The following is an 18,566-nucleotide window of genomic DNA, read 5'->3' as shown; positions in this document are numbered from 1 at the left end:
GAGCTTATTTGGGCTGACTTTCACGATCTACGAGCGTGAATTTGTCGCAACTCGACGACGAGAACGGAGTGAGGGTATCAATAAGTGAAAGCAAGTCGGGTTGAACCTGCTGGTTTATTTTTGGTCTTCATTGAGCTAGGAAATGTCAGATGATGACCAAAGCAAAGAATGAGGGTAGGAGATGACAATGGACAAGTTCGACTTTGTAGCAAAAGATAAAGACGGAAACATCATCTTAGTTGGTGAAGTGAAAACAAGCGGCTTAGGAGGCGATTCAAAGAAGAATTTAAGGCATTATCTCAGTCAGTATCATGGCAACGTTTCCTTTGGCATGACGGTTAATAGCGAAAACATTCAGATTTTCCGATGGAATGGACAAGAACTATCAAAGCCAATTCAAGTGCTCAACACAGAGGATGTGTTGCGGTTTTATGAGCCAAAGTTTGGACAAAAACAAATTTTTGAGAGTTACTTAACGACTTTAGTAGAAGCGTGGTTGCGCGACCTAGCCTATCATTGGAAATCTCCAAATCCTCCTGCGGCGGCTGCGATAGAAGAAATCGGGTTGCTGCATCACTTGGCAGACGGTACGACGGAAGAAGAGGTTGAGCTTGATTCTGTACGTTGAGACGAACTTAATTTTGGCGATTGCAAAAGGGCAAGATCCAGAGGCAACAGAACTGCTGCAAGATTCGCTGTGCGAGTCGGTAAGAATTGGCATTCCTAGTATTTGTTATATGGAAGCTTTGGTTGCTTTTGAAGAGGATCGACAAAGACGAGAAAGCTTTAGGAAAACACTGGATCAGCAATTGAGCGAGGCACGACGAGATAAAACAGCACAGGGTAGCGAAGTATTAGTGTCTGTTTTGAATGATGCCTTGGTGCGTTATAGCAATCTGCTGAATGATGTCGAAGCACGATTTCAGGTAGCCGTACAAGCGATGTCTAATCGATTTGAAATGGTGCATTTGACTCCTGAAAGTTTAGTCAGTGGACTGAATCAACGGTTTCTTCCAGAGCAGAAACAGCGTCGAGATAATTTAGTTTTGCAATGTATTCTGCACCATGCTCGACAACACTTCACTGAGCAAAAAGTCTTATTGACGAATGATGCAGCGTTCTGGAAGGATGAGATATTTGGTCAACCGAATCCTGCTAAGCAAGCACTATTAGACGCTGGAGTAAGTCAACGCTTTACAAGAACGAAGAACTTTCTGGGCTGGCTACAGCAAGAATTGAAGACTGAATGAGAAACTATCGGTGTTGAGCTTCCGAAACAAGAAGAGTGTTTAGGATTTCTTCTTGCAGCTGATCGAATTACAGCAGAAGTTTAAGGCAGTTGTTGAGCAAGATAGAATTCAAGATTTCAGAGCGATCGCTGCAATGTGAGCGATCGCTCTACAGGAGTCTTTTTATACCAATTTGATGGCTGAATGTTGCGCCTGATGACCACTGCGGAATTTGTAGGGCGACGCGATTAATCGCGTCGCTACAACTCAATTTTATTGTGCCTCAACCGCAGGTAATTGCTCCGGTGAAATCGTCAATGCAACTGTGCGATCGCTCCGCTTCACGTTGACACTCAAACTGCCATCGACTCCTGCTTGATCGACCAATTGCTGAATCGTTTTTACGTTTTGAATCGGTTGATCATTCACAGCTTGAATCACGTCTCCCGCTTTGAGTCCTGCCTTTGCCGCAGGCGTTCCACGACCGACCCCAACCACCAGAATTCCGCGATCGTCCTCAACCTTCATGCGACTGTTGGGAGCGCGATTAATAAAGTCTCTTACATTCGGATCAAGCGCAACTAACTGAACTCCAATATAGGGATGCGTCACAGTTCCTGTTGCGATCAATTGTTGTGCTACATTTTGTGCTGTGTTAATCGGAATGGCAAATCCCAATCCTTGTGTACCCTGAATGATTGCCGTATTGATTCCAATTACATCACCGTTTGCATTTAACAGCGGCCCGCCGGAGTTCCCTGGATTAATTGCTGCATCGGTTTGGATGAATCCCACCCGCTTATCGGGAACACCAATATCTACGCTCGATCGCTCTGTCCCGCTAATCACCCCGACCGTTACGGTTTCTTGAAGTCCCAATGGATTCCCGATCGCGATCGCCCATTGTCCCTGCCGTACCTCATCAGAATTCCCCAGCGTTACCGTAGGTAAGTTCTCAGCTTGCACCTGAATCACAGCTACATCTGTCACCGGATCTTTACCCAGCACTTTGCCTTCTAGCACGCGTCCATCTTGAAATGAAACGGTGACTGTATCCGCATTATCAACGACGTGCGAATTGGTGAGAATCTTACCGTTTTGATCAATCACAAACCCTGATCCCAATCCCCGCAGCACTCTTGAAGAAGAACCGGCTTGCGGATTGCCCAAAAACGGCCTTAAAGCACCCGGCACATCACCGCCTAAGTTGCGCGACACATTCACCTGCACCACTGCCGCTTCAACTTTATCGATCGCCGCTGTGACAAAGTTATCGCCCTGCCCAAACGGAGCCGCCTGAGCAGGCAGCAGCCATCCCAAACTCAGCACTAACACACTGACATATCCCAGAAGTCGCTTGATCATAGCCATACTTGAAGTAAACCACTCAAATCAAGCGCGATCGCCGTTTTCCTGACTTCATGCTTGCGAGGGAAATTTAGAGGACTTGTTAAAATAAACTAAGAACACTAGAAACAACATTGCTGTAATGAACACTCAAAACAATTCATTTGAAATCAACAAAACCGAAGAAGAATGGAAAGCTTCGCTCACCCCAGACCAGTTTCGAGTGTTACGCAAACACGGCACAGAACGAGCCGGAACTAGCCCACTCGATAAGGAATACGGCAAGGGTACTTTCTCCTGTGCAGGCTGTGGAACGCCATTATTCTCATCTGAAACTAAGTTCAATAGCGGTACAGGTTGGCCCAGCTTCTATGCACCCTTAGAAAACGCGATCGAGACCACAGTTGATCGATCGTTCTTCATGACTCGCGTTGAAGTTCACTGTGCTAAGTGCGGTGGGCATTTAGGTCATGTGTTTGAAGACGGCCCTCGTCCAACCGGACAGAGATATTGCATGAATGGTGTTGCTTTAGAATTCGTTCCAGAATAGAAACAAGGGGTGAGAGACAAGCAATTCTCTCTCGCCTCTCTACCCAAAGTCAGATGTGGCAATTCTTCTAACCGTCAGACAATCGATCGCTGAATGCACGATCGCACTGGGTAAAAAATGTTGAAGCGCTTGCGAATTGGGACAAAGATCGGAGCGGCATTTGGACTCGGACTCTCCATTTTCGCAGCGATCGGAATTGTCTCATACAGTGGAACCCGTGAATTGATCGCAACCTCACGCTGGGTCACTCATACTTATCAGGTCTTAGGAGAACTCGAAGACATTCTATCCTTGATCGTTGAAGCTGAAAACGGACAGCGGGGCTATCTATTAACTGGTGAAACACCGTATTTGCAGCCCTACAACCTCGCGATCAGTACGGTTCAGCAAAGGATTGATAATGTTCGCCAGCTAACCATAGATAATCCTACTCAACAACAGGATATAAGGCAGTTAGCGGGTCTAGTTGATCAACGCATCGAACTGATGAAGGAGCGCATTGCCCTCAGACGAGCGCGAGGGCTACAAGCAGTCATACAAGATGATAGTGTACGGCGCGGCAAGCCTGTTACCGATCAGATTCGACGAGTCATTGATCAGATGAAAGTGCGAGAACAAAGGCTACTGGATCAGCGATCCAGAAATGCCAATATTGCCGCACAGAATACGCTGGATAGCATTGCGATCGGGATGCCGCTTGCGTTTACGCTGCTGGCAATTTTGGGTGTTTTGCTCAATCGCCATATCTCAACCCCTTTAACCCAAGTTTCACGGAGTGCTGAAAGAATTGCTGACGGCGACTTATCAGCACAACTGCCCAGGCTGGATCGCCAAGACGAAGTTGGCATCCTAACGCGCACCTTGCGGCAAATGGTAGACAGTTTGCGCGATAGTTTGCAAAAGAGCGATCGCCAAACTTGGTTACAGACTAACTTAGCAGAATTTTCCCACTTGATTCAGGGAGAGCGGAGCTTAGAAACGGTGTCGCGATTGATGTTATCGCACCTTGCTCCGTTAGTGGGATCTCGGCATGGCGCATTTTACATGATGGATACAGAACTATCGCCACCTGTACTCAAACTGTTAAGTAGCTATGCGTATCAAGAGCGCAAACAGCTATCGAATCAGTTTCACTTAGGCGAGGGATTAGTCGGACAATGTGCGCTAGAAAAGCAACGCATTCTTTTAACGGATGTTCCAAGCGATTACATTCGGATTCGATCGGGCTTAGGAGATGCAAGCCCAATCAATGTGATTGTTTTGCCCGTGCTGTTTGAAAACGAAGTCGTTGCGGTGCTCGAATTAGCATCATTTCAGCGATTCACAGAGGTTCAACTCACCTTATTAGAGCGATTAGCACAAACGATCGGGGTTGTGTTAAAAGCGATCGCATCGGATGCAAAAACGCAGCAGTTACTCAAAGAGTCACAAGCTTTGGCAGAAGAACTGCGAAGTCAGCAAGAAGAACTTTACCAAAGCAATCGACAGCTTCAGGATCAAACCCGTGCTCTAGAAGAATCAGAACTCCGTCTGCAAGAACAACAAGAGGAGCTAAAAGTCTCCAACGAAGAGCTACAGCAACTTAACGAGGAGCTTGAAGAAAAAGCAGAACTCTTAGCTGCACAAAAGCGCGAAGTTGAACAGAAAAACGGTGAGATTGATCAAGCGATGCTGGCACTGCAAGAAAAAGCAGAGCAGTTAGAAGTTTCATCCCGGTATAAGTCGGAGTTCTTGGCGAATATGTCGCATGAGTTGAGAACACCACTCAACAGTTTGCTGATTCTAGCAAAGATCCTCAGTGACAACGCAGACCAGAATTTAACCGACAAGCAGGTGGAATACAGCAAAACAATCTACTCTTCTGGTAATGACTTGCTGACGTTGATCAATGACATTCTCGACCTTGCCAAGATTGAATCGGGAACCATTGCGATCGACATTGAACCGCTTAACCTCACGGATCTGCAACGGAGTCTCGATCGCACCTTCCGCCAGATTGCCAGCAGTAAAGAACTCGCGTTCTCGATCGAGCGTGATCCTCAAGCACCAGAAGTCATCTCAACGGATAGCAAACGTCTTCAGCAGATTCTCAAGAATCTACTCGCCAATGCTTTCAAATTCACGGAACAAGGAAGCGTCACCGTTCGGATTGGTTCAACTCAGGATCAAAAAGTTTTTTTTGCAGTGCAGGATACCGGGATTGGCATTCCGCGTGAGAAGCAGCAGCTAATTTTTGAAGCATTTCAGCAGGTTGATGGCACAACAAGCCGTAAGTTTGGGGGGACAGGCTTAGGACTGTCGATTAGTCGAGAGTTAGCCTATCGACTGGGTGGCTTTATTGAAGTGACCAGTGAACCCGATCGCGGGAGTACCTTCACACTCTACCTTCCTCAAACTCAAGATCCAATTGCGACGACTCCAGAGACCGTTACTCCTCCGGTGTCTCGTCCTGCACCAACGCTCAATCTGACTTCAGAAGTTCCAGACGATCGTGCTTCGATTCACGGGGGAGATCGTGTGCTACTGATCATCGAAGACGATGTGAACTTCGTTAAAATTCTCACAGATATTGCACGACGGCAGGGCTTTAAGGTACTTGCAGCCTTGAGGAGTCAATCGGGATTGGCACTGGCACAACAATTCAAACCGCGTGCAATTCTACTAGATTTACATTTGCCCGATATGGACGGCTGGGCAGTCCTCGATCGCTTAAAGCGTGATCCAGAACTGCGTCATATTCCGGTTCACATTCTATCGAGCGACGACCAGCGCCAACGCGGATTGCAATTGGGCGCGATCGCTTATCTGCAAAAGCCTGTTTCTTCTGACGACTTAACTCAATTGTTCGGTGAGATTCAAAGCTTTATCGATCGGCGCGTTAAAAACTTGCTAATCATTGAAGATGACACCGTACAAGCTCAAAGCATCATTGATCTGATTGGCAACGGAGATGTCAATAGCATTGCTGCTTACACAGCAAAAGATGCGTTATCAACATTACACTCACAGCAAATTGACTGTGTTGTAATGGATTTGGGACTCCCGGATATGAGCGGTTTCGATCTCATCGAACAGATCAAGCAAGACGATGCTTTATCTAAAATTCCCATCATCATCTACACCGGCAAAGAACTAACCCGCCCAGAAGAGACGCAGCTAAAACGCCTTGCAGAGACAATCATCATCAAAGATGTACGATCGCCCGAACGCTTACTTGATGAAACTGCACTGTTTCTCCACCGTGTGCAAGCGAACCTACCGCAGCCCAAACGCCAAATCCTCGAAGACCTGCATCAAGCCGATTCTGTCTTAGGAAACAAGAGAGTCTTGATTATCGATGATGATATGCGGAACATTTTTGCGTTGACAAGCTTGCTAGAGCGTCAGCAGATGGAAGTGTTCTACGCTGAGAATGGGCGCGAAGGCATTGAAACGCTGCAAGCCCATCCCGATACAAATGTCGTTCTGATGGATATTATGATGCCAGAAATGGATGGTTATGAGACAACCCGCGCCATTCGAGAACAACCGCAATTTAAATCCCTGCCGATCATTGCGCTCACTGCAAAAGCAATGCAGGGCGATCGAGAAAAATGTATCGAAGCAGGCGCATCTGATTACATTACGAAGCCTGTTGATACTGAGCAATTATTGTCATTGCTGCGCGTTTGGCTTTATCGTTGAAGCACAGTCCGAACTTAACTTGCCACGCGCTTGAGACACTATCTAGCTCGATTGCATCGCAAACCGCTGTGCTATTCCAACAACTTTACGGGGATTCTGAACGCGAGGTATGTGTCAATTACTCGGAATGAATTGCAATGTTCCCACAGATATCTGCTTCTCGTTTGAGGGATTTTCTGCGCGGGGCGGTCGAACCGATGAGCATCAGGACGGCTGGGGGATTGCGTTTTTTGAAGGAGCGGGAGTGCGATCGTTCATCGATATCAAGCCTGCGATCGCGTCTCCGGTAGCTGAGTTAGTTCGTAAATATCCGATTCATTCGACTCATGTGATTGCTCATATTCGTAAAGCCACTTTCGGTCGAGTGGCGTTAGAGAATTGCCATCCGTTCCAGCGAGAATTATGGGGGCGCTATTGGGTATTCGCACACAACGGAGATTTGCCAAACTTCGAGCCAGAAGCCGACGGAATATATCGCCCTGTGGGACAAACCGATAGTGAACGGGCGTTTTGTTTAATTTTGAATACGTTGCGGCAGACCTTTCCGATCGAGAAACCGAGTTCAACCGAGTTGTATCCGGTGCTGCGATCGGTCACGGATCAGATCGCAAAATATGGCACGTTTAACTATCTATTTTCAGACGGTGAAACTTTTTTTGTGCATTGTTCAACCAAGCTTTGCTACATTGTGCGGCAAGCTCCGTTTGCAGCCGCACATCTAATTGATGCGGATTTAACGGTGGATTTTCAGGAATTGACGAACAAGAGCGATCGTGTTGCCGTGATCGCGACGACTCCGTTAACCGATAACGAAGTGTGGACAACGATCGAGCCGGGAGAATTGCTAGCGTTTCAAGATGGCTTACCTGTGCGCTTCGCATGAGATAGCATGAAAAAATGCTTGATTTACTGTTGATTGCGAGTGTCGGATTTTTAGGCAGCTTCGGTCATTGTTTGGGGATGTGTAGCCCGTTGACCGTGGCATTTTCGCTATCTCGCGAACGCGGTTCCAGATGGCAGCAAATTCGGTTTAATCTACTGCTGAATTTTGGTAGAGTCTTGAGTTACACGATCGTGGGAGCAACGATCGGAGCGCTGGGATCGGTGCTAATTGCAGGTGGACAACTTGCGGGGATCGATAGTGGACTGAGACGAGGATTGGCGATCGTTACCGGATTGCTTTTAATTTGGTTTGGGTTGTCGAATATTAATGCGAGTTGGCTACCGCGTGTGCCGATTTTGCATCCGATTCAGGGGAAATTACACGATCGCTTTAATTCGCTGATGTCGGAATTGGCGCGATCGAACAATGGATGGACTCCTGCACTGCTGGGAATGATCTGGGGCTTGATTCCTTGTGGCTTTCTCTACGCTGCCCAAATTAAAGCGGCTGAAACCGGAACTGTGGCTGAAGGTGCTTTGACGATGTTGGCGTTCGGGTTGGGAACTGCGCCCATGATGGTTAGTACCGGATTATTCGCGTCGGCATTGAGTCGCGATCGTAGAAGCCAGTTGTTCAAATTGGGCGGTTGGGTGACTTTGACGATCGGTCTTTTGACATTACTCAGAAGCAGCGATATGGTCGATTACACCGGACATGCAGCTCTGATTTGCCTAATGTTAGCGCTGATTGCGCGACCGATTAGCCGAATTTGGGCGGCTCCGTTGCAGTATCGACGAGCGTTAGGAGTAGGGGCGTTTGTGTTGTCTTGTGCCCATATCGGACATTATCTCGACCATACGTTTAACTGGAACTTAAACGCGATCGCGTTTCTGCTACCAACTCAACAAGCAGGAATGTGGTCGGGAATTTCAGCATTTGGGTTAATGTTGCCCGCAGCATTAACAAGTTTTAATCAAGCGGTTTCTAAACTCGGTGCAATTTGGCGAAAAATCCATTTGTTGAGTGTTCCAGCTTTGGTTCTAGCTGCGATTCATACGAGTTTATCTGGCTCAAATTACTTAGGCGAAATTAGCGTTGACTTTGGTAATCGTTTTAGAGTTGGTGTTCTTCTCTTTTCAGTGATTAGCGTATTGTTGATGCGATCGCACTTTTTCTGGTCGCTGCTCTCGTTGGAAAAATGGTATGTTGCACCTAAAAAATAAATCGGTTTATCTCATTCCTTTTTTACTATTTGCTTCACCTGCTCTCGCTCACAATGTCAAAACCGAGGGCAATGTCGCCTCCAATTTTCACATTGAACCCAATCACAACCCAAAAGCAGGTGAACCCTCAAAAGCCTGGTTTGCATTGACAAAAGCAGGCGGCGAAATCATTTCGCTCGATCGTTGTAACTGTCAGCTAATGGTGCGATCGAACAATCAAACAATTGCTCAACCTGCGTTAAAAGCGATCTCCGCCGAACAATACAAAGGAATCCCAGGCGCAGAAATTACTTTTCCCAAAGCGGGAATTTACACCCTAGAAATCAGTGGCGCACCGAAAGCGAACAACGAATTCAACGCCTTCAAATTCGCCTACGATGTCACCGTTCAAGCTGGAGCCGCTCCACAATCGAGTCCCGTCGCTCAAGCTCCACAAGCCTCACCCGCACCTCAATCCCAAACTAATTGGATACTTCCTGTCGCGATCGGTGCGATCGCTCTCTCTGTGGCAGCTTGGTTTGTAAAGAGAACTGTTAAAAACTAACAGAATCACAGATTCGCCCCACAATTCGCGTCACAATGGGAAATGCGAAACATTCCCCGATGAGCGACCATGATTGATCACGATGTCATTATTGTTGGCGGTGGGCTGGCGGGATGTCGTGCCGCCTTAGAGATTGTCCGCACGAATCCGGGTTTGAGCGTTGCGGTGGTTGCTAAAACTCACCCGATTCGATCGCACTCCGTCGCGGCGCAAGGCGGCATGGCAGCTTCACTCAAGAACGTCGATGAAACCGATTCTTGGGAAGCTCACGCCTTCGATACGGTCAAAGGCTCAGATTATCTCGCCGATCAAGATGCGGTCGCCATTCTGACGCAAGAAGCTCCCGATGTGGTGATTGATCTCGAACACATGGGAGTGTTATTCTCTCGCCTTCCCGATGGTCGCATTGCTCAACGGGCTTTTGGTGGACATTCGCACAATCGCACCTGTTACGCCGCAGACAAAACCGGACACGCGATTCTGCATGAGTTGATCTGCAACTTGATGAAGTACGGAGTCAAGATCTACGAAGAATGGTACGTAATGCGTCTGATCCTTGAAGATGGACAGGCAAAAGGTGTAGTCATGTATCACTTGCTCGATGGACAGATCGAGATAGTTCGAGCAAAAGCGGTCATGTTCGCGACAGGTGGATATGGGCGCGTTTATAACACCACTTCCAACGATTACGCTTCGACGGGTGACGGATTAGCGATGACTGCAATGGCAGGTCTACCGCTCGAAGATATGGAATTCGTGCAGTTTCATCCGACAGGATTGTATCCGGTCGGTGTGTTGATTTCGGAAGCGGTGCGGGGTGAGGGCGCGTATCTGATTAACAGTGAGGGAGAGCGGTTTATGTCGCGGTATGCTCCGAGCCGAATGGAGCTTGCGCCGCGTGATATTACCTCACGAGCGATCGTCTCTGAAATCCGAGCGGGACGCGGCATTAACCCGGATGGCAGTGCAGGCGGCGCTTATGTCTATCTCGATTTGCGGCACATGGGCAAAGAGAAAATTATGAGCCGCGTTCCGTTCTGTTGGGAAGAAGCGCATCGCTTAGTTGGAGTCGATGCGGTGACTCAACCGATGCCTGTGCGTCCAACGGTGCATTACTGTATGGGTGGCATTCCCGTGAACACAGATGGACAGGTTCGGGCAGGAGCCGATGAGTTTGTCGATGGATTCTTCGCAGCAGGGGAAACGTCCTGTGTATCGGTGCATGGTGCGAACCGGTTGGGCAGTAATTCGCTACTAGAATGTGTAGTCTATGGGCGTAGAACTGGGGCCACGATCGCTCAATTTGTCCAAAATCGCAAGCTACCGGATTTGAACGTCGATCGCTATACTCAAGATGCGAAACAACAGATTCAAGCTTTGTTTGAGCAGTCAGGACAATACCGCATTCAAGAAATTCGTCAAGCGTATCAAGACTGTATGACCGAGCATTGCGGTGTGTTCCGTACCGAAGACGTGATGCAGTCAGGACTAATCAAACTGCGGGAATTGCAGCAGAAATACAGTCAAATTCGGCTCGACGATCGTGGAACCGTTTGGAACACAGAATTAATTGAAGCGTTGGAACTGCGATCGTTGTTCGTAGTGGGTGAAATGATTCTATTTTCTGCAATCAACCGCAAAGAAAGTCGAGGGTCACATTGCCGTGAGGACTATGCTCAGCGTGATGACCCTAACTTCTTGAAACATACATTGGCGTACTATTCTACGGCTGGCATTGATATTAACTATATGCCTGTTGTCCTCAATCAGTTTGAACCTCAAGAGCGGAAGTATTAAACATCTGGACAAAACATCTGGATAAATAGCAGGTCAAGTTCGCCCGAATTTCCGATGCTGCTTGATCGAGCGTTACGGCATCCTGGAAACAGGAAATCGCTTACCCCAATTCTCAATATCCATCCACCGACCAATGAGGCGGATCGTACTCTAGCTTGTACACGCCATAACTTGCACCCACATCCCACAAATTAGCATTATCATTGCCTTCAGCCGGAGTCCCGATCGTCATCGTTCGACCATTTCCATCCCGAATTTGCATCGGCGGCTTCCAAGTGATAATCCAATCGATCGCCAAGGCTTGTGTATGTCGAGACACTAGCGCCGCCGGATTGCCTCCAATATCAAACGCATTCACCATATCTCGCGCCGCTTGATAAGAGGCTGCATCCGTGTAATGCACCCAATCAATATCCATTCCAATCATGGGCGGAACATCCCACGGAGCAATGTTGCGATTGTTTAACTGCACCGCATAGTGCATCATGTAAGCGCGCTGAGGTGGGCGATAGGTATTTGTCACCTCGATCGAAGCACCTGCATCCCGCAAAGCTTTCTCAAACGCTCGGACTCTCTGGCGGAATGGAGAAGCCAAATCATCGATCGATCGACTCGCCGGAAAAAATCTCACCCACTGTGCCCCGCTCAATCGCACTCTTTGTCGTCGCGCATACTCGGTGAGAAGTGCCAATCCGGGTGCATAATCGGCTCCAAGTTTTTGCTTGGTTGCGTTTGAAAGCTGGGCATCCAAGCGCGGGCGAAAATTCACATCGAGAATCTTGTATGCTTCCGCCATGCCTTTGGTACTGCCAAGACCAAAATTGCCATCGATCGTTAACGGCGGATTCAATCGCCCAATCACGTTCAGCGCAACCTGTAAATCTCGAACTTCTGCCCCACCATAGTTTAAGTAGCTCAGCAACATTGCTGCTGTCAGGTTAGCAACGCGAAAAATAAATCCTTGAGATAAGGCTTTGGTGTAAGTTCCCCGACCGACAACTCCATCTGCAACCAGTCCATTTTTTTGCTGATAATCTTTTGTCACTCTATCGGTGACACTGCCGAAGCCATTGTCAACCGCCCCGATCGGGTAATTTTGATCTTGTAAAAATCGCTGCCATGCACCCACGATTGATCCGGTTGAGCCACGCTGAATGACAGGTAAATTAAGCGCATTGATATTAAAAGCCATGCTATCTCCTCAAGGTGACGTACTTCAGAACGCCTCGCGATCCATCATACCGATCGCAGCAAAAAACGGATGTAACGCTTGGTCAACACCTGTTACATCCGTTGATACTTAAAGCGGTTGAATTAGAAATCCGAGGGAGCCGCCGATCGCATTTTTGCTTTGGCTTTTGCTGCGCTCTTCTTCAGAGCATCAAGTCGGGCTTGATAGCGCGATCGTAATTTCTTCTTCGGAGTTTGGTCAATCAAAGTCTTCAGCGCACTACCCAAGCTCTTATAAGCATTTGGCAGGGTATAACCAAACCGAGTCGCTAGCTGAATCGCTCGTTCATCCGCTTCGATCGCTTCCTTGACCGTCTTCTCGCTATTATTCTTCTGGTACAGTCTCCAGCCTGCAAACCCAGATAACCCCATCGCTAGCAGCAACAGCAGACCGTCTTGAACCCAGAGTTCACCGACTGCGCCACCCAACCCGATCGCCAGGGCTGCCATTTCCCAACCGTCCTTGGGAATTGTGTCTGCTTGAATCCGAGCAACTTCATGCCAGAACAGAAGATTTCGCTGGTCGATCGCCAGCTGATCCCATTTCGGCATATCGATTTGAATCTCCACCTCGTCGCGACCAATTTCTTCGCTGGTAATCAAGGGGGGATTGACAGCAGTTGTCGTCTCGATCGTCACCCAGCTTTGTAGTTCTGGAGGCAGGAGGGTTTTCAAGCGGCGTAACTCGCTCATGTCGGCTCTAGCGGACGAGGTTGCATAAGATGTCATGTGATCAGCCTCAGAATGAACTCCTATCTTATATGGGGACGATCTTAGCGATTCCACGGATTAAAGGTAGGTTAATTCATTCTGCCTGATGAAAGCTTTCTCAAGCAAGTCGTATGAACCGATCTTCTCTGAGTTTAATTGCTCATTCGGGTGGGACTCGGTGTTGGTGGACTTTCCGGCGCGTAATGGGCGATTACAAACAGTGGTAGAACAAGCGTAATCAGCGCGATCGCTGCCCCAACAAGGTTTGCAATAACACTTGTAGAAACTGGGGTCGATCGTTCCGGAACGGTCGTCTCACTCCCGATGTGCATATAGAATTTAACCAATTCGACACGGATTAGCAGGAAGCCCTGATTCTTTCCTAGTTAACCCAGGGAACAGTGAATTGACTTCACCGTATAAATAAAGTTTAGCGGATTTTTCTGAATGAACTGTTATCCATAAACAATATTAATACTGTCTAGGTGTTTTTTGATACAGTTGCGCGACTTCATACTCTGCAATTCTACCTTCTCTACCAGAGGATGGATGTGATCTTCATGAAAGCTTCACCAGTCTTCTAGGGATTATTTCCGAACTTGGGCGGTACGGTTCTAACGACTGTGCGGGTCTTTAACGTTTGTTACAGTATGTTTATTGAATCAATCCTCAGTTGTGAGGTAGAAGATCGTGAACGAGACATCCAATCAACTTCCTGAGTTTATCGGTGGAGTCGGCGAAGCGAACGGTAAGTTCTTACAGTATGTGCAGTCGCTTGACCCTGAAACGATCGCTCAACTTTCAAAGCCTTCATCGCCGGAAGTTCTGCAAGTGATGGAGCGCAATATTATCGGATTGTTGGGTGGTCTTCCGCCTGAGAATTTTGAAGTGACGATTACTACAAGTCGCGAAGCTTTGGGCCGCCTGTTGGCTTCGGCGATGATGAGCGGCTATTTCCTTAAGAGCGCAGAACAGCGCTTAGCGTTTGAGAAGTCGCTTGCGTCACTTGATGCTGAATAAGCGATCGCACCGTGTTTTCTCGGCAGGGATTATTCCTCTGCCGAGTTTTGCTATTTCTGAACTGCGATCGTCGCTGCTGAGTTGGTATGCCGAATCGGGGCGATCGTTGCCTTGGCGCGAGATTCGTGATCCCTATGCAATCTGGGTTTCTGAGATCATGCTTCAGCAAACTCAGGTAAAAACGGTGATTCCGTATTTTGATCGCTGGATGAAACAGTTTCCGACGATCGAATCTCTCGCCAATGCAGATCTGCAAACCGTTCTGAAAGCGTGGGAAGGTTTGGGATATTATGCTCGTGCCCGCAACTTTCATCGTGCAGCCCAACAAGTTTTACGCGAACAGCAAGGACAGTTTCCAACCGATTTGGAAACGGTGCTAAAACTGCCGGGAATTGGACGTACCACCGCAGGCGGAATTCTCAGCGCAGCCTTCAACCAGCCTTTGCCAATCCTGGATGGCAATGTTAAACGAGTTTTAGCCCGACTGATTGCGCTGGAAGTTCCACCAAGTCGGGCAATGTCGCAACTTTGGGAGATGTCCGAAGCGCTGATCGATCCTGAAAACGGGCGCGACTTTAATCAAGCGTTGATGGACTTAGGCGCAACGGTTTGCACCCCGAAAAATCCGGCTTGCCTAATTTGTCCGTGGCGATCGCGCTGTGAGGCGTACAATCGAGGAGTTCAGACGGAGCTTCCTATGTCAGAAACTCGTGCGCCGCTTCCGCATAAGATGATCGGAGTTGCGGTGATTTGGAATGAGCAGCGAATTTTGATCGATCGTCGCAAAGCAGAAGGCTTACTTGGCGGGCTGTGGGAATTTCCGGGCGGCAAAGTTGAACCCGGCGAAACGATCGAACAGTGCATCAAACGCGAAATCCAAGAAGAACTAAGCATCGAGATCGAAGTGGGCGAGCATTTAATCACCGTCGATCACACTTACACTCATTTTCGAGTGACCCTAAATGTGCATCATTGCCGCTATGTCTCTGGAGAACCTCAGCCGATCGAGTGCGAAGAAATTCGCTGGGTGACCGTCGATCAACTTCCTGAATTTCCATTCCCCAAAGCCAACATCAAGATTATTGAAGCCTTAAAGTCTTGAATCTATTTGCGGCTTGATTGCGGCTAAAGTTGCTCTTTGCTCCATTCTCGCAGCACGATTAGCGCTTGAGCTAAGCCGATCGTATCACTTTGCTCTAAAAACTCCTGCACTCGACTTCCAGGTAAGGCAGGAAATAACTTACTGTGCGTAGTCGCGGTGTACTGATCGCCCTGAAGCTGATAAATTTGCAACTCTCCCTTCAGCACATCATCGCCGACGGTCGTAGTGTAACGCCAAATCTCTGGTACGCCCATCGAAGCATAAATCGACTCACGATCGAGTGATCCTCTGCCGATTGACACTTCGATCGCTAAATCTGGCGGATTGGCTTGAGTCAGATCCAGTTCTGCCCGTTTCTGAAGCCGCACTTCTTGGAGGGAATAAGTTGCGTCCGGTTGAATAGCGCGGCCCAGATCAGGAAGTGTCAGCAGGACAGAACCGATCGCATAAACTTTGAGATACAGTTCGTCTGATAGAACCAAAATCAACGACTCAATTAGCCGCAGACAGCGATCGTGTTCTTCAAGTGGAGTCATCATCTCCAGCTTGCCACGGTCGTAGGTTAAACGTGCCGTGCGGCTCTGCCCCAATTCGACTAGCAGTGCCTCAAACGATTGCCAACTCACCCCCGATAGCCTCACTCTTTTTTCAGTGGGAGTTGGTTTTCTGCCCATAGTGTTTATCCTCAAGTCTCATGAAGTATCGTACTGCGTTTGTTCGCTTCAGTAAGGGCGTATTGTGTGGAGTTTTGTTACTGGCGGCAGGGTTAACGATCGGCTACTTTACCCCCCGCCGCTGGACTCCGTCTGCCAACTGCGAAGATCAACCTTATCGCATTTTTGTAGAAGGCGATGCGATGCACGTTAACTTGCTTATGCAGGTTGATAATGGCGTTTACGACTGGCGGCAATTTCTTAATCTGAAGCAAATTGGCAGCGATACCAACGAAAACTATCGCTATCTCAAAATGGGCTGGGGCGATCGCATCTGGTATACCGAGGTTCCTGACTGGTCACAGATGAATGTATTAGACATTGGTAGGGTTTTGTTTAAACCCGGAAACGCTTCGGTGATGTATGTTCAAGGCTACGCGACTCGACCGGAAGGCACAAGATGCGTGGGACTCGATCGCGAACAATACCTCAGCTTTGTCCGATTTATTGAGAATTCCTTTGCGCGAGACGCTCAGAACAAACTAATCTACATCAAGCCCGGAGCCGCGACCACCGATGGATTTTATGCCGCGCTCGGAGACTACTCTGCATTACGCACTTGTAACACTTGGTCAGCCGAAGCGCTCGACGCTGCAAGCATTAATACACCCTTGTGGTCAGCGCTTGCCCCTGCGGTGATGCAGCAGATTCCAGCCTGCGATTGTCCTTGAACCTTGCAAAAATCTACGCAACGCACCCCCATTGGCTTTATCCTACAATTTACGGGATCTAGGCTAATTGATATGCGCTTTTCAAAAATTTTGATTGCAAATCGGGGGGAAATTGCCCTAAGAATTATTCGCACCTGTGAAGAATTGGGAATTGCGACTGTTGCCGTGCATTCGACGATCGATCGCAACTCGCTTCACGTTCAGTTAGCCGACGAAGCTGTTTGCATTGGCGAACCTGCTAGCAGTAAAAGTTATCTCAACATTCCCAATATTATTGCGGCTGCTCTAACTCGTAACGCTACTGCGATTCATCCGGGCTACGGTTTTTTGGCAGAAAACGCTCGATTTGCTGAGATTTGTGCCGACCATCAGATTTCGTTTATTGGGCCTTCTCCAGACTCAATTCGAGCGATGGGAGACAAATCTACTGCAAAGAAAACCATGCAGCGTGTAGGAGTTCCTACAGTTCCGGGAAGCAAGGGTCTAGTTCAGAGCGAAGACGAAGCGCGCGAGATTGCAAGAGCGATCGGCTATCCTGTGATTATCAAGGCAACGGCTGGCGGTGGCGGACGAGGAATGCGGCTGGTTCCTAGCGACGATGAACTTAACAAGCTATTTCACGCAGCGCAAGGAGAAGCCGAAGCGGCGTTCGGTAATGCAGGGGTGTATGTTGAAAAATTTGTGCAAAATCCGCGCCACATCGAGTTTCAGATTCTTGCCGACACTTACGGCAACGTGGTGCATCTGGGAGAGCGCGAATGTTCGATCCAACGGCGACACCAGAAATTATTAGAAGAAGCCCCAAGCTCGGCGATTACACCAGAGTTGCGCGTTCGTATGGGAGCGGCGGCGATCGCGGCTGCTAAGTCAATCAACTATGTCGGCGCAGGCACCGTGGAATTTTTGCTCGATCGTTCCGGTGACTTCTATTTTATGGAAATGAACACCCGGATTCAGGTGGAACATCCGGTCACAGAAATGATCACAGGAATTGATTTGATTGCGGAACAGATTCGCATTGCTCAAGGTGAACCCCTGCGCTTTACTCAAGAAGAAATTGAACTGCGGGGACACGCGATCGAATGCCGGATCAACGCTGAAGATCCCGATCACAATTTCCGCCCTAGTCCCGGACGCATTAGCGGGTACCTCCCTCCAAGCGGGCCAGGCGTTCGGATGGACTCGCATGTGTATACCGATTACGAAATTCCGCCTTATTACGATTCGCTCATCGGCAAATTGATCGTGTGGGGCAGCGATCGACCCTCTGCGATTTTGCGCATGAAACGCGCTCTTAGAGAATGCGCCGTCACAGGCTTACCCACGACGATCAACTTTCATCAGCGAATTCTGGAGACCCCAGAATTTCAGAGAGGCGACATTTATACCAACTTCGTGGATAAAGTCATGATGCCCCCCAAAGATTGATAGAGCATTGAATACGCTATCCGCCCGAACTCCGGTTCAGGGCGGCTCAGCCGTGTGACTAAAACATCATGGTCAAAATGCCTTGCTGACCTAGCAACAATTCACGCAGCAAGCTAAAAATTCCCACCCACAAGATAGGAGTAATATCCACGCCACCCAACGGCTGAATCATCTTCCGGGTCGGCGCTAAAAATGGCTCGGTTGGAATCATCACCAAATTAAACGGAAACTTTTGTAGCTCTACTTGGGGATACCAAGTCAGGACGATTCTGAAAATAAACAGAAACGTCATCGCACCAAGCAAAATACTAAGAGCGGCAAGCGCGATCGTGGTCACATCCATAAACTTAATCCTTAAGCTTTGTAACTTTATTTTATCGAGAAGCGCCCTTCGGATGCGGCGATCGCAACTCTTGATCTCCCCGCTATACAAA

General features: G+C 48.4%; 18 protein-coding genes. 12 read left to right on the top strand and 6 right to left on the bottom strand.

The window, feature by feature from the left end:
• Positions 1–187: 187 nt before the first annotated feature.
• Positions 188–628: a hypothetical protein gene (locus tag NC981_RS06955; protein WP_348242199.1), complete on the top strand. Its 441-nt coding sequence runs from the start codon at positions 188–190 to the stop codon at positions 626–628.
• The gene (locus NC981_RS06950; protein ID WP_348242198.1) at positions 606–1,250 is read left to right on the top strand and encodes a PIN domain-containing protein; all 645 of its coding nucleotides are present in this window, start codon (positions 606–608) and stop codon (positions 1,248–1,250) included. The genes NC981_RS06955 and NC981_RS06950 overlap by 23 nt, the downstream gene beginning before the upstream one ends.
• Before the next feature lie 252 nt (positions 1,251–1,502).
• Here the strand turns inward: NC981_RS06950 and NC981_RS06945 are convergent, their stop codons facing one another.
• Complete coding sequence (locus NC981_RS06945; RefSeq protein ID WP_348242197.1) at positions 1,503–2,594, bottom strand: HhoA/HhoB/HtrA family serine endopeptidase; 1,092 nt, start codon at positions 2,592–2,594, stop codon at positions 1,503–1,505.
• A 124-nt stretch (positions 2,595–2,718) separates the two neighbouring features.
• Between NC981_RS06945 and msrB the strand changes: the two genes are divergently transcribed.
• The 6 genes from msrB (at position 2,719) to NC981_RS06915 (ending at position 11,257) form a co-directional block, all read left to right on the top strand.
• On the top strand, positions 2,719–3,126 hold the full coding sequence (msrB, locus tag NC981_RS06940; protein ID WP_190379726.1) for a peptide-methionine (R)-S-oxide reductase MsrB: 408 nt from the start codon (positions 2,719–2,721) through the stop codon (positions 3,124–3,126).
• A 117-nt stretch (positions 3,127–3,243) separates the two neighbouring features.
• On the top strand, positions 3,244–6,810 hold the full coding sequence (locus tag NC981_RS06935) for a response regulator (protein WP_348242196.1): 3,567 nt from the start codon (positions 3,244–3,246) through the stop codon (positions 6,808–6,810).
• Positions 6,811–6,919: 109 nt separating this feature from the next.
• Positions 6,920–7,693, top strand: coding sequence for a class II glutamine amidotransferase (locus NC981_RS06930; RefSeq protein ID WP_348242195.1), 774 nt, complete (start codon positions 6,920–6,922; stop codon positions 7,691–7,693).
• A 14-nt stretch (positions 7,694–7,707) separates the two neighbouring features.
• Entirely contained in the window at positions 7,708–8,916 is a 1,209-nt protein-coding gene (locus tag NC981_RS06925; RefSeq protein WP_348242194.1) for a sulfite exporter TauE/SafE family protein, read from the top strand.
• Positions 8,897–9,460: a hypothetical protein gene (locus tag NC981_RS06920; protein ID WP_348242193.1), complete on the top strand. Its 564-nt coding sequence runs from the start codon at positions 8,897–8,899 to the stop codon at positions 9,458–9,460. Before NC981_RS06925 ends, NC981_RS06920 begins: the two co-directional genes overlap by 20 nt.
• 69 nt (positions 9,461–9,529) lie before the next feature.
• Positions 9,530–11,257 carry a succinate dehydrogenase/fumarate reductase flavoprotein subunit gene (locus NC981_RS06915; RefSeq protein WP_348242192.1) on the top strand — a complete coding sequence of 576 codons (1,728 nt, stop codon included), beginning with the start codon at positions 9,530–9,532 and terminating at the stop codon, positions 11,255–11,257.
• Positions 11,258–11,369: 112 nt separating this feature from the next.
• Here the strand turns inward: NC981_RS06915 and NC981_RS06910 are convergent, their stop codons facing one another.
• The 3 genes from NC981_RS06910 to NC981_RS06900 all read right to left on the bottom strand — a co-directional run bounded on the left by NC981_RS06910 (position 11,370) and on the right by NC981_RS06900 (position 13,530).
• Positions 11,370–12,449 (bottom strand): peptidoglycan-binding protein, encoded by a 1,080-nt coding sequence (locus NC981_RS06910; RefSeq protein WP_348242191.1) that lies wholly within the window; start codon positions 12,447–12,449, stop codon positions 11,370–11,372.
• A 122-nt stretch (positions 12,450–12,571) separates the two neighbouring features.
• The gene (locus tag NC981_RS06905; RefSeq protein ID WP_190379720.1) at positions 12,572–13,216 is read right to left on the bottom strand and encodes a DUF3318 domain-containing protein; all 645 of its coding nucleotides are present in this window, start codon (positions 13,214–13,216) and stop codon (positions 12,572–12,574) included.
• A 134-nt stretch (positions 13,217–13,350) separates the two neighbouring features.
• The gene (locus NC981_RS06900; protein WP_190379719.1) at positions 13,351–13,530 is read right to left on the bottom strand and encodes a hypothetical protein; all 180 of its coding nucleotides are present in this window, start codon (positions 13,528–13,530) and stop codon (positions 13,351–13,353) included.
• Positions 13,531–13,921: 391 nt separating this feature from the next.
• On the opposite strand from NC981_RS06900, the gene NC981_RS06895 reads away from it, so the two are divergent.
• Together NC981_RS06895 and mutY are read left to right on the top strand one after the other, a co-directional pair.
• Positions 13,922–14,218, top strand: a complete 297-nt coding sequence (locus tag NC981_RS06895; RefSeq protein ID WP_347273460.1) for a DUF760 domain-containing protein — start codon at positions 13,922–13,924, stop codon at positions 14,216–14,218.
• Positions 14,196–15,320, top strand: a complete 1,125-nt coding sequence (gene mutY, locus NC981_RS06890; protein WP_348242190.1) for an A/G-specific adenine glycosylase — start codon at positions 14,196–14,198, stop codon at positions 15,318–15,320. Before NC981_RS06895 ends, mutY begins: the two co-directional genes overlap by 23 nt.
• A 23-nt stretch (positions 15,321–15,343) precedes the next feature.
• Here mutY and NC981_RS06885 read toward each other — a convergent pair whose 3' ends face one another.
• A complete protein-coding gene (locus NC981_RS06885; protein WP_348242189.1) occupies positions 15,344–15,994 on the bottom strand; it encodes a Uma2 family endonuclease in 651 nt (216 codons plus the stop codon).
• 20 nt (positions 15,995–16,014) lie between these two features.
• On the opposite strand from NC981_RS06885, the gene NC981_RS06880 reads away from it, so the two are divergent.
• Positions 16,015–16,704 (top strand): DUF2459 domain-containing protein, encoded by a 690-nt coding sequence (locus NC981_RS06880; RefSeq protein WP_348242188.1) that lies wholly within the window; start codon positions 16,015–16,017, stop codon positions 16,702–16,704.
• 72 nt (positions 16,705–16,776) lie between these two features.
• Positions 16,777–18,132, top strand: a complete 1,356-nt coding sequence (accC, locus tag NC981_RS06875; protein WP_190379715.1) for an acetyl-CoA carboxylase biotin carboxylase subunit — start codon at positions 16,777–16,779, stop codon at positions 18,130–18,132.
• A 58-nt stretch (positions 18,133–18,190) separates the two neighbouring features.
• Here the strand turns inward: accC and NC981_RS06870 are convergent, their stop codons facing one another.
• Positions 18,191–18,475, bottom strand: a complete 285-nt coding sequence (locus NC981_RS06870) for a YggT family protein (RefSeq protein ID WP_190379714.1) — start codon at positions 18,473–18,475, stop codon at positions 18,191–18,193.
• Positions 18,476–18,566: the final 91 nt, after the last annotated feature.

Origin of the sequence: Leptolyngbya sp. DQ-M1 (genome assembly GCF_039962505.1) — a bacterium.
Classification (GTDB): Bacteria; Cyanobacteriota; Cyanobacteriia; order Leptolyngbyales; family Leptolyngbyaceae; genus Leptolyngbya.
This window is presented reverse-complemented; position numbering and strand designations above follow the sequence as displayed.